This is a genomic window from Cellulomonas persica (assembly GCF_007989825.1).
GTDB classification, from domain to species: Bacteria; Actinomycetota; Actinomycetes; order Actinomycetales; family Cellulomonadaceae; genus Cellulomonas; species Cellulomonas persica.
Map to the genome: position 1 here is coordinate 1 of NZ_BJUA01000019.1, position 12,135 is coordinate 12,135.

Genomic DNA, 12,135 nt, shown 5'->3' on the forward strand with positions numbered 1-12,135 from the left:
TAGCACCGGACGTCCGGCTCCCCCAGCGGCGGCCCGGGTCAGCCCTGGGCGCTGACGAGCAGGTGCGCACCGGCGCGCGCCGCGGTGCGCGACTCGTCGTACAGCGCGGTCCGCAGGCGCTGGCTCACGGCCTGCTGCGTGATGCCCATCGCGGCGGCGACGTCCTCCTGACGCGCGTCGGGGCCCGCGGCCTCGAGCGCGTCGACGGCCTCCCAGCCCGCGGCCGAGCGCCGCACCGCGATCGCGGCGACGAGGGTCAGCACCGCCTCCGTGTCCAGCCCGGCCTGGTGGTGCGCGCCGCGCACGGACAGGGGCACCACCCGCTGCCGGCTCTTGGCGGCCTCGACCGCGTCACGCGCGAGCACGTAGGCGGGCCCGGAGCCCGCGCGGGCATTCGGGGCAAGGGGCTCGTCGACAGGACCCGCCCCGATCCCGACGCTCCATCCCCCGTGCCGCAGGACCCACAGCGCGAGCTCGACGACGAGCGCGGCGTCCTCGAACAGCGCCTGCACCTCGTCGCCCACGGTGCGCTCGAACCCGCGCACGCACCCGGGAGCTCGCCGTGCGGTCGAGCCTGCGACGACGCCGGGCCACCGGGCCTCGAACGCGTCGAGGAGCTGCGGCACCCGGTCCCCGTCCCGGCGGCTGGCGCGCTGGTCGATCGTCATGGCGAACATGGCACCATGGTAGGGCCTTGTTCCACGCCCAACAAGCGCAAAGGCTTGTTCCGGGTCAGACGAGGGCGGAGAGCGCCAGCCGGTACGAGTCCACCCCGAAGCCCGCGACCGTCCCCGTGGCCACCGGGCCGATCACCGACAGGTGGCGGAACGACTCGCGCGCGTACGGGTTCGTGAGGTGCACCTCGACCAGCCGCAGGTGCGCCCCCGTGACCTGCGCCGCAGCGTCCCGCAGGGCGTACGAGTAGTGCGTGAACGCCGCCGGGTTGAGCACGACGTCGAGGCGCGCGTCGACGGCCTCGTGCAGCCACCCGATCAGCTCCGACTCGTCGTCGGTCTGGCGGACGTCGGCGTCCAGCCCCAGCTCGGCCGCCCAGACCTTGACCGCATCCGTCAGGTCCGCCAACGTCGCCGAGCCGTAGACCTCGGGTTCGCGGGTGCCCAACCTGGCCAGGTTCGGACCGTTGAGCACCAGCACACGTGTCATGGCGCCAGCGTAGTCAGCACGACCTCGCCCACCCGCGACCTGCCCACCGACACGCACGGGTCCGTCACGCGCCCGGCCGGGACCCGGGCGCCGCTACAGCGAGACGGCCGACGAGGTGACAGCGCCCTCGGCGATCTCGGCGTACGCCGCCGCGAGCAACGTCGGGTCGGGTCCCTCGAGGCGCACCGGCTTGCCGATGTCCTCGAGCACGACGAAGCGCAGCAGGTCCCCGCGCGTCTTCTTGTCGCGACGCATCGCGGTCAGCAGCCGCTCCCAGCGGTCGCCGCGGTAGGTCGTCGGCAGACCGAGCGACGTCAGGACCGCACGGTGGCGCGCGACGACGTCGTCGGACAGGCGCCCCGCGAGGCGCGCGAGCTCCGCCACGTAGACCATGCCGACCGACACCGCCGCGCCGTGCCGCCACTGGTAGCGCTCGACGTGCTCGACCGCGTGGCCGAACGTGTGGCCGTAGTTGAGGATCTCGCGCAGGCCGGCCTCCTTCAGGTCCTCACCCACGACGCGTGCCTTCACGACCACCGCGCGCTCGACCAGCTCCAGCAGGACCTCCGAGCGCGCCGCAGCGACCGGGTCCTTCAGGAGGTCCACGTTCCCCTCCACGAGCTCGAGGATCCGCGGGTCGGCGATGAAGCCCGCCTTGACGATCTCCGCGAGCCCGGCGACGAAGTCGAAGGGCTGCATGGACTCGAGCGCCGCGAGGTCGCACAGCACCGCCGCCGGGGGGTGGAACGCCCCGACGAGGTTCTTGCCCTCGGCCGTGTTGATGCCGGTCTTGCCGCCGACGGCCGCGTCGACCATCGCGAGCACCGTCGTCGGGACCTGCACCACGCGGATCCCCCGCAGCCACGTCGCGGCGACGAAGCCGCCCAGGTCCGTCGTCGCGCCGCCGCCCACCGCGACGATCGCGTCGGACCGCGTGAAGTCCGCCTGACCCAGGACGCCCCACAGGAACGCGGCGACCTGCGCGGTCTTCGACTCCTCGGCATCGGGCACCTCGGCGCCGAACGTCTCGTAGCCGTGCGCCCGGAGGTCCTCGATGATGACGTCCGCTGTGGTCGCGAGCGCCGCGGGGTGCACGACGAGCACGCGCCGGACCGCCTCCCCCAGCGTCGCCGGCAGCTCCGCGAGCAGGTTCCGGCCGATCACCACGTCGTACGGGCGCTCCCCCGTGACCGTGACTCGTCGCACGTCGCTCACACGTCCCCCTCGTCCGTCGGTGCCGGTGCCTGCGCCGGCTCGCCCGTCGCGCGCGCCGTCCGCAGCGCCGCCAGCTCCACCTCGATTGCCTCCGCCACGTCGGCGGGGCGCAGCCCGTCCGTGAGGACCCGCACCGTGCTCACCCGCTCGTAGACCGGGCGCCGGGCCTCCATGAGCGCCTGCCACTGCGCGCGCGGGTTGCCGAGCAGCAGCGGCCGTGACTGGTTGAAGCCCACGCGCGGCGCGGCGTGCGTGAGCGTCACGTCGAGGAACACCACGACGCCACCCGAGGCCACGTAATCCGCGAGGACGCGCTGCGTGCCCGCGTCGAGCACGGCGCCCCCGCCCAGCGCGAGCACCCCGTCGTGCTCGGCCACGGCCGCGGCGACCGCGTCGCGCTCGAGCGCGCGGAACGCCGGCTCGCCCTCGTCGAAGAAGATCTCCGGGATGGTCCTGCCTGCACGCGCCTCGACGTCACCGTCCGTGTCCCGCAGCGCGAGGTGCCACCGCTCGGCCAGCGCCGCGCCGACCGTGGACTTGCCGGAACCCGGCGGTCCGACGAGGACGATGCGGGGTCCGGGGCGGTCGGTGGAGGGCACGGGCGGGAGCCTAGTCCAGCCACGACCCGCATCCCGATGGTGTCCGTGCCTGCCTGCGCGACTCACGCTTGACCTGGGCGGACGCCACGTGCGGGACGACGACTCAGCCTCCTGCGCCGTCCGGTGTGGGCCGTTCGGGTCCTTCTTGCCCCAATTCCTGGATCCGGTCTCAACTCGACGCGGCCAGATGCCGAGTAGCCGACTGACTCGTCGGCCCTAACCCGGAGGAACCGTGCTGCGTCGCACGCTCGCCGTCCTCGTCTCCACCACCCTGATCGTCTCGGCGGTGGCCGCCACCGCCCCCGCCGCGACCGCCGCACCCGAGGCGCCTGCCACGTCCTCCACCGCGGTCGACCAGGACGGCGACATCACGCTCACCTGGGCACCCGCGGACGGCGCGAGCGCCTACTCGCTGCAGGTCGCGACCGACCCGAGCTTCGTCTCGGGCTCGATCCTGACGACGGTGGCGACGTACAACGTCAGCTGGGTGATTCCCACGTCGTGGAGCACCACCGAGGACCGCACGCTCTACTGGCGGGTCGCGTCGTACGGCACCGGCACCACGAGCTCCACGCTCGGCGCGTACTCCGCGCCGACGCAGCTCGACATCACGGCGGGAGCCGTGCCGACGCTCCTCGGACCCGGCAGCGCCACCGGCGGCGTCGTGACCTACCCCGACCCGGTGGTCTTCTCCTGGGAGCCCGTCGCAGGGGCCCAGCTCTACCGGCTGCAGTACGCCTCCGACGCAGGCTTCACGACGGACCTCAAGACGTACACGACGACGGGGACGACCTACACACCCGCGACGCCGCTCGCACGTGAGTCGGGAGGCTTCCCGATCACGTGGCACTGGCGCGTGCAGGCGGTCCTCTACACCGGAGTCACGGCCGGGACGACCGGTCCGTACTCGCAGCCGTGGGAGTTCCGAGTCGAGTGGCCCGCGTCCGCCTCGCAGCCGACCCTCACGTCGCCCGCGAACTGGGTCGCCGGAGCCCCCGGCGTCTCGGACGTCAAGCTCACGTGGACGCCCGTCGCCGGGGCCTCGAGGTACGAGGTCGTGATCGGGACGTCGCGCAGCGACGACGGCACGAGCGTCACGAGCCGGATCCAGGAGGCGAGCGGCACGACGCCCTTCACCACGTGGGTGCCGACGATCGCGTTCGCCGACCGCAACTTCTTCTGGCAGGTCATCCCGTACGACCTGGCCGGCAACCCCGGGACGGCATCGGAGGTCCGGCAGTTCCGCAAGCTCTGGGGCGGCCAGACCGGCCCGCAGACGGCGCCCGCCGCCGACGCGACGTACCCTGCGCCGCTCGTCGGCGGACCGCAGTACGCGCCCACGCCGGTGTCGATCGACGACTTCGAGCTCTCGTGGGACCCGGTGCCCCGCGCGACCCTGTACGAGGTGCAGGTCGTGCCGCACAACGGCGACCCGCGGCTGACCTGCCGCACCGCGTCGACCTCGGCCACGATCGTCGGGTACGTCGCTGCGGGAGCCGGCACGCCCGGTGCGCTCGTCGGCCAGAGCCAGTGCCTCTGGAACGGCGATGCCGCCAAGCGGATCGCCCCGGGCAGGACATACACGTGGCGTGTGCGGGCGATCGACTACTCGGGCAAGGACACGACCGCGCTCAGCGCGTCGACGAACCCGGTCGGCACGCTCGTCAGCGCGTGGTCCGACCCCGAGGAGAGCGGGGCGAGCGACCGGGAGCGCTGGATCGAGGTCACCTCACCCCGGGACACGAGCGCGCTCGACGTCGAGCCGGACACCACCGCCTGGGCCACCGGCACCGCCGTCGCCGGCCAGCCGTCCCCGACCTTCTCGTGGAACACCGCCCGGTACTGGAAGAAGGTCGGCGGGACGGATACCGACCCGGAGCTGGAGCTGACGCCCGTCGACGGGTACGAGGTCACGGTCGCGCTCAACCCCGACATGACGAACCCCGTCTCGGTGACGCGCACGCCGTCGACGCGTCTGCGGATCAACGGCGTCTTCGGCGACAACGAGACGGGCATGCCGTACTACTGGCAGGTCCGTCCCTTCTGGACGCAGAACTGGACGGCGGTCACGTACACCGCGCTGGGATCCGCGACGAAGCCGAGCTGGACGAAGACCAGCACGGCCACGTCGTTCTTCGACGACGAGACGACGCGCACCGTGAGCGCCGACGGCACGATCGTCTTCGCGTGGCGCCCCCAGGCCGACACCGCGCCCGCGGACGGCGGCTCACGTGGGTACCAGGTGACGCTCACCACGAGCGGCGGCACCCTCGTCGGGACCCAGAAGATCGAGTACCCGTACTTCGTCGCGGTCAACCCGAAGACCGAGCAGCCCCTCGCGCCCGGTTCCTACAAGCTGACGGTCGCGCCGCTCGACGCGAACGGTTCGCCCGGGCGTCCCAGCAGGACGATCGAGTTCAGCACCGCGACGCCCGCCCCCCACACGCCGACGAGCCGGACGACCGCGGCGGGCGCCACGCTGTCCTGGCAGACGAGCGCGACGGCGTCCCGGTACGAGGTCCAGTACTGGGCTGCGGCGGGCAGCGAGATCACGGTCTCGAAGCTCGGTACGGAGTCGCTCGCCCAGGGTGCGCTCTCCCTGACCGACCTCTCGGCCGGGACGTACGGCTGGCGCGTCCGCTCGATCGACACCGCCGGCAACGCGTCGCCCTGGAGCACGGGTGCGACGTTCGCCGTCGGGGAGCGTCGGCCGACCCTGCGCACGCCCGTCGACGACGTGCTGACCACCTCGACGCGCGTGCTCGACTGGGCGCCGGTCGAGGGTGCGTCGCGCTACCTCGTGCAGGTCGCGACCACCTCGGGCGGTCTGGCGAGCGCCGCGGTCGTCGAGACGATCGCGAGCGCGTACGCCCCGACGACGGTCGCGTCGTACGGGACGACCTACTACTGGCGGGTGCGGGCCGTCGGCGAGAAGTACGGGAGCGCCTCGCGCCCGGTCCTCGGCGAGTCCACGGAAGGCCGGTACTTCACCCGCACGGCACCTGCCGCTCCGGCGACGACGACGCCGACGCTGAGCACCGGCGGGCTGACGTACGCGTGGACGCCCCTGACGGGCGCCGCGGCGGGTTCGGACGACACCGTCGAGTACGTCGTGCGCTACCGCGTGAAGCAGACGCCCGAGGCGACGTGGACGTACCTGGACGCCATCACCGGCTCGAACGTGGCGGTCAGCGGGCTCGCGTCGAGCACGACCTACCAGTTCGAGGTCGCGGGGCGCACGAGCGAGGGCCAGGGGCCCTGGTCCAGGACCAGCGAGAAGACGACGGCCTCGGTGCCGTCGGCACCCGCGACTCTCACGCTCACGTCCAAGCTGCGTTCGCTGGACGTCGCCTGGGCGAAGCCCGTGACGTCGGGTGCCTCGCTCACCGCGATCACGCTGCGCTACCGCCTGACCACCTCGTCGACGTGGACGACGGTCGCACTGCCGGCCTCCGCCACGAAGTACACGATCACCGGCCTGTCCGCGCTCAAGAAGTACCGGGTCGAGGTCGCGGGCCAGAACGTCGTCGGTACCGGCCTGCCGGCGACCGGGGAGCAGGTGGCGCTCGGCACCGCGAGTGCTCCTCGCTCGCTCGCGGCCAAGTCCGGTGACCGCAAGGTCACGCTCACCTGGAGCGCCCCGAGCTCTCTCGGTGGAGACCTGCTCAGCGAGTACGTCGTGCAGATGCGCTCCTACTCGGCCACGACGAAGACGTGGTCCGCCTGGGTCACGAAGACGACGACGCCGTCGCGATCGGCCACGATCTCCTCGCTCGTCAACGGTGCGAAGTACCAGTTCCGGGTGCTCGCTCGCACGCTCGTGGCGAAGGACGGCACGGCCTCCTCCGCCGTCTCGGTGGTTCCCGCCGGCAAGCCGCTGGCGCCCACCGGCGTGAGCGCACTGGCGACGGGCTCCAGCAGGATCAAGGTGAGCTGGGCCAAGGCCAACGCGAACGGCTCGACGATCTCCGGCTACACGGTGCAGTACTCGACGAACGGCACGACGTGGAGGTCGCTCAAGACCACGACGGCGAGCACGACGAGCTGGACCTGGTCGAGCGCCACGAGGGGCAAGACGTACTACTTCCGCGTCATCGCCAAGAGTAACCTCGGCAACAGCCCGGCGAGCTCGAAGGTGCGCGTCGTCGCCCGCTGACCCGCGCCCGGCGACAGACGTCCGACGACGAAGGTCCGGCACCCCTCGGGGTGACCGGACCTTCGTCGTTCAGGAGCGCGCGCCGTGCCGTGCGGGCCGGCGCCGCCGCCGGGGCTCAGCGCAGCAGCTCGGGGATCGCGTCGAGGTACGCCTCGAGGTTGCGCCGCACCTCGCCCACCGAGTCCCCTCCGGTCTTCTCCAGCAGCGCGTCCGCGAGGACGAGCGCCACCATCGCCTCGGCGACGACCGCCGCCGGCGGGACCGCGCACACGTCCGAGCGCTGGTGCTGCGCGGTGGCCGGCTCGCCCGTGCTCGTGTCGATCGTCGCGAGCGCGCGCGGGACCGTCGAGATGGGCTTCATCGCGGCACGCACGCGCAGGACCTCGCCGTTCGTCATGCCGCCCTCGAGGCCGCCCGCGCGGTTGGACCGGCGCTGCACGCGGCCGTCGAGGCGGTCGATCTCGTCGTGCGCCTGCGAACCGCGGCGTGCCGCGGTGCGGAAGCCGTCACCGACCTCGACGCCCTTGATCGCCTGGATGCCCATGAGCGCGCCGGCAAGGCGCGAGTCGAGCCGCCGGTCGCCGTGCACGTGCGAGCCGAGCCCGGACGGCACGCCGTACGCGAGCACCTCGACGACGCCGCCGAGCGTGTCGCCGTCCTTGTGGCACTCGTCGATCTCGGCCACCATCGCCGCCGACGAGTCCGCGTCGAAGCACCGCACCGGGTCGGCGTCGAGGGCCGCGACGTCGTCCGGCGTCGGGAGCTCGGCGTCGTCGGGGACCGCGACGGGCCCGATGCCGACGACGTGCGAGACGAGCCGGATGCCCGCCGCCTGCTCGAGCAGCTTCGCGGCCACGACCCCGAGCGCGACGCGCGTCGCGGTCTCGCGAGCCGATGCGCGCTCGAGCACGGGACGGGCGTCGTCGAACGCGTACTTGCGCATCCCGACGAGGTCGGCGTGGCCCGGGCGGGGCCGCGTCAAGGGGGCGTTGCGGGCGCGCTGCAGGACCGCCGGGTCGTCCACGGGATCCGCGGACATGACGTCGACCCACTTGGGCCACTCGGTGTTGCCCACCTCGATCGCGACCGGACCTCCCTGGGTCAGGCCGTGCCGGACGCCGCCGAGCAGCCGCACCTCGTCCTGCTCGAACTTCATCCGTGCGCCCCGGCCGTAGCCGAGGCGGCGACGCGCCAGGGCGTCCTGGACGTCCTGGGTACGCACCTCGACCCCCGCGGGCACGCCCTCGAGGATCCCGACCAGTGCGGGGCCGTGAGACTCCCCCGCCGTCAACCAGCGCAGCATGCGGTCATCCTTCCATGCAGGTGCCGGCCACTCGTCCGTCGTCTGCGACGTGGACGCGCCGTCCGGCCGGGCCCCTCACGCGACCCAGGGCCGCCCCGCACGCGGGACGGCCCTGGTCGGCCTGACGGGTGGCTGCCGTCCTCAGTCGGACGAGGCCGAGTCGGAGCCCTCGATCGGGTAGAACGGGTTGCGGTCGGAGCCCGGGGTCGGCAGCGGCGGCTCCTCCTCGCCCTCGCCGACCGGTGCGGCGCCGAGCGTGCCGTCGGGCAGGACCCAGATGAAGCCGTCGACGGTGAGCTCGAGGTCGGCGAGCTCGGTCGCGGGCCTGCCGTCCTGCTGCGCGTTCTCCTCCTGTGCCTGCGCGTTCATACCGCCGACGAGGAAGAGCCGCTCGGTCTTCTGCAGGCCGTCGAGGAAGGCCAGCGTGTTCTGGTAGGTGCCCATCACGATGACCGACACCGGGACCGCGCTCATGCCCGCGGGCACCGCGGGTGCGGCAGGCTGCGCGGGCTCCGCCGTCGCGTCCCCGGCACCCGCGGACGCGCTCGGGCTCGGCGTGGGGTCGCTCGCGGGCGCCTCGGTCGAGACGCCGCCCGACGCGTCGGCCGGGTTGGTGCCGACGGGCGTCGCGAGCGTGATCGCCTGCGGGTTCGAGGGCGTGAGCTGCGTGACGACGACGCCGTACGCGGCAGCCACGTCGTTGAGCTGACGCAGGTAGGACGAGAGCTGGACGGTGGTGGGGATGCCCTTCTGGAGGCCGGCGAGCTCCGCCTTGTACTCCTCGAGGTGCGCGAAGTCGGCCTTCAGCTCGTCGACCTTCTGGCGCAGGACCACGTTCTGCTGCTCGGTCTGCTCGGTCTGGGCCTTCGTCTCGTCGGCCTGGCTGAGCACCGGCGAGACGAGCAGGAACCAGGCCATCGCCATGAGGACGACCGCGATGAACGCCGTGCCGCCGATCCAGGTGGACTTCTTGCTGTTCCCCATCACTCGCCCTCGTCCTTCGCGTCCGCGTCGGCGTCCGCAGCCGCGTCAGCGGCGGGGTCGGCAGGCTCGAACCGCCCCGACAGGACGCTGGGCTGGATCTGCACGCTGCCGTCGATCTTGTAGTAGACGCCGAAGCCCTCGGTCTCCGTGATCGTCACAGCGGTCACGAAGGAGTCGGCGAAGCCCGGGATCGAGTCGAGCGCGTCCATGAGCGCGGCGACGTCCGGGACGGTCACGGACCGGGCCGCGAACGTGAGGTTGCCGATGCTCGGGGCCTGCAGGAGGTTCGCCGGCGCGGCCGCACCCTCCATCGGGGTCGCGCCGGCCACGATGAACGAGTCGATGCTCGCGCCCTCGGGCAGCACGGCCGTGATCGCGTCGATGTACGGCTTCCAGACGACGTCGGTCGAGCCGGCGATCTGCCGCGCGCGCTCCGCCTGGGCGAGCTGCGCCTGGACGCGCGGGACCTCGGCGTACTTCGCCTGCTCCTGCGTCAGCCGTGCGGTCTCCGCCTGTGCGGTCTCGAGGTCGGACTGCGCGTTCGCGGCGATGGTCTGCGCGAGCAGCCAGACGAGCGCGCACAGCACGAGGACGGCGAGCAGCGCGATGACGAGCCAGCGCTTGATGCTCTGCAGCCCGCGCGCGGCGCGCACCTCGGGCGGCAGGAGGTTGACCTGCGGGAGGCCGGTGATGATCGACTGGGGCGCCTTGGCCTTCGTCGACTTCGACTTCGTCGGACGATCCAGCAACGAGGTCATGCGGCAACTCCGTACGCGAGACCGACGGGGAGGGCGATGAGCGACTCACGTCCCGCGAGGCGCTCACGACCGGCTGACTTGGCCGCACGCAGGCCGGCGAGCGGGTCGCCGAGCGTCACCGCGATGCGGCTCGCGCTCGACAGGTACTGCCCGAGGCCCGGCAGGTGCGCGCCCCCACCGGTGAGGACGACGAGCTCGATCCCCGCACCGGGGTTGTTGCCCGCGTAGTACACGAACGTGTTGCGCACCGACTCGACGAGCTGGCGCACGACCTCCGCGACGTTCTCGGCGGCCTGCTGACGCTCGGGGGCGACCGCGTAGCCGACGCCGATCTCGCGCTTGGCCGTCTCGGCCTCCGCGGCGGAGATGCCGAGCGCGCTCGCGACCGCGGTGGTGACCTGGTGACCGCCGACGGGCAGGGCGCGCACGAGGCGCGGCTGACCCTGCGCGGCGACCACGACCGTGGTGATCTGCGCGCCGATGTCGACCAGGGCGACGGTGCGGTGCGCGTAGTCGCCGCGCGCGAGCGCCCGCACGAGCGCGAAGGCGTTGAGGTCGACCATGACCGGACGCAGGCCGGCGCCCTCGACGGCGAGCACGTTGGCGTTGACCGTGTCGCGCTGCGCCGCGACCAGCAGGCCGTGCACCATGCGACCGTTGGGACCGTCGACCTCGAGGGTCGGGCAGTAGTCGAGCAGCGCGTCGTTGGTGGCCATCGGCAGGAGGTCGCCGACCTGGTACGCGAGCGAGTCGGTGAGCTGCTGACGCGGCATCCAGGGCAGCTCGGTCTCGCGCACCAGCACGCGCTGGTTCCCGACGCCGATCACGACGTCCTTCGTCGGGAACTTCGCCTTCGACCACAGCTGCTTGAGCGCGTTCGCGACGATGCCCTGCTCGACGACCTCACCGTCGCGCACGGCGCCGAGCGGCAGCGGGACCTCACCGAACCGCGCGAGCGTGGGCGGGTTCTTCCCGCCAGGACCACCGGAGCCGAACTCGAGCTCGGCGGCGCGTACCGCGCCCGCGCCGATGTCGAGTCCGATCACACGTGTGCTGGCCACAGGCCGACCTCCGTCAGTAGAGCGGTTCCGACAGTCCTATCGGGTGACCACTCGTCCGACTTGAGGGCGAATGCCGCGCTCTTTCTCCTGGTCGCGCGGCGTCCGGAGGGCCTAGATGAGCGACAGGTACCAGGAGCCGATCGGGTCCCCCAGGACGATGCCGACCCATGCCCCGAGCAACATCCACGGACCGAACGGCACCTTCGTCTTGCGCCCCGCGCGACCGCCGACGAGCAGAGCGACCGAGAACAGGCCACCGAGCAGGAAGGCCGCGAACCAGCCGACGACGAGGCTGGCCCAGCCGTGGTACCCGAGGTACAGCCCGAGCACGCCCGCGAGCTTGACGTCGCCGAAGCCCATGCCGGACGGGTACACGACGAGCAGCACGAAGTAGACGACGAACATCACGGCCGCACCGATGGCGGCGTGCACCAGCGCCGACCACTGCGCCGTCCCGCCCAGGTTCCAGGCCGCCAGCGCGAGGAGCGCCGCGGCCACACCGTACGACGGCAGCACGATCGGGTCGGGCAGCCGCGTGCAGTCGAGGTCGATCAGCGCGAGCGCGATCGAGACGGCCGCGAGGTAGAGCAGAGCCGGCAGGACCCACGAGACGCCCGCGAACCACGTCACGAGCGCGAACGCCACCCCCGTCCCCGCCTCGACCAGCGGGTAGCGCGCCGCGATCGGCTCACCGCAGTCGAAGCACCGACCGCGCAGGACGAGCCACCCCAGCACCGGGACGTTGTGGCGCGCGCGGATGCGGTGGCCGCACCGGGGGCACGCGCTGGGCGGCGACACGACCGACTCGCCCCGCGGGACGCGCCACACGACGACGTTGAGGAAGGACCCGACCGCGAGGCCGAGCAGCCCGGCGAGGAGGACGACGATGATCACG

The 12,135-nt window shown here is 72.7% G+C and carries 10 protein-coding genes; 1 reads left to right on the forward strand and 9 read right to left on the reverse strand.

Features of this window, described 5'->3' with window-relative positions:
• Window positions 1-38: 38 nt before the first annotated feature.
• From CPE01_RS14605 to CPE01_RS14620, 4 genes are all read right to left on the reverse strand, one after another.
• Window positions 39-677 carry a hypothetical protein gene (locus CPE01_RS14605; protein ID WP_146807552.1) on the reverse strand — a complete coding sequence of 213 codons (639 nt, stop codon included), beginning with the start codon at window positions 675-677 and terminating at the stop codon, window positions 39-41.
• 55 nt (window positions 678-732) lie between these two features.
• Window positions 733-1,164, reverse strand: coding sequence for a type II 3-dehydroquinate dehydratase (locus CPE01_RS14610; protein WP_146807553.1), 432 nt, complete (start codon window positions 1,162-1,164; stop codon window positions 733-735).
• 93 nt (window positions 1,165-1,257) lie between these two features.
• Window positions 1,258-2,379 (reverse strand): 3-dehydroquinate synthase, encoded by a 1,122-nt coding sequence (aroB, locus tag CPE01_RS14615; RefSeq protein ID WP_146807554.1) that lies wholly within the window; start codon window positions 2,377-2,379, stop codon window positions 1,258-1,260.
• A complete protein-coding gene (locus CPE01_RS14620; RefSeq protein WP_146807555.1) occupies window positions 2,376-2,978 on the reverse strand; it encodes a shikimate kinase in 603 nt (200 codons plus the stop codon). The genes aroB and CPE01_RS14620 overlap by 4 nt, the downstream gene beginning before the upstream one ends.
• A gap of 232 nt (window positions 2,979-3,210) precedes the next feature.
• On the opposite strand from CPE01_RS14620, the gene CPE01_RS14625 reads away from it, so the two are divergent.
• A complete protein-coding gene (locus CPE01_RS14625; protein ID WP_146807556.1) occupies window positions 3,211-7,134 on the forward strand; it encodes a fibronectin type III domain-containing protein in 3,924 nt (1,307 codons plus the stop codon).
• A gap of 115 nt (window positions 7,135-7,249) precedes the next feature.
• Here CPE01_RS14625 and aroC read toward each other — a convergent pair whose 3' ends face one another.
• The 5 genes from aroC to CPE01_RS14650 all read right to left on the reverse strand — a co-directional run bounded on the left by aroC (window position 7,250) and on the right by CPE01_RS14650 (window position 12,134).
• A complete protein-coding gene (gene aroC, locus CPE01_RS14630; protein ID WP_146807557.1) occupies window positions 7,250-8,437 on the reverse strand; it encodes a chorismate synthase in 1,188 nt (395 codons plus the stop codon).
• Window positions 8,438-8,578: 141 nt separating this feature from the next.
• Window positions 8,579-9,421, reverse strand: a complete 843-nt coding sequence (locus tag CPE01_RS14635) for a type II secretion system protein M (protein WP_146807558.1) — start codon at window positions 9,419-9,421, stop codon at window positions 8,579-8,581.
• Window positions 9,421-10,179, reverse strand: coding sequence for a PilN domain-containing protein (locus CPE01_RS14640; protein ID WP_186811564.1), 759 nt, complete (start codon window positions 10,177-10,179; stop codon window positions 9,421-9,423). The genes CPE01_RS14635 and CPE01_RS14640 overlap by 1 nt, the downstream gene beginning before the upstream one ends.
• Complete coding sequence (gene pilM, locus CPE01_RS14645) at window positions 10,176-11,240, reverse strand: type IV pilus assembly protein PilM (RefSeq protein ID WP_146807559.1); 1,065 nt, start codon at window positions 11,238-11,240, stop codon at window positions 10,176-10,178. The genes CPE01_RS14640 and pilM overlap by 4 nt, the downstream gene beginning before the upstream one ends.
• Before the next feature lie 111 nt (window positions 11,241-11,351).
• A complete protein-coding gene (locus CPE01_RS14650) occupies window positions 11,352-12,134 on the reverse strand; it encodes a prepilin peptidase (protein WP_146807560.1) in 783 nt (260 codons plus the stop codon).
• Between the last annotated feature and the right edge of the window lies 1 nt (window position 12,135).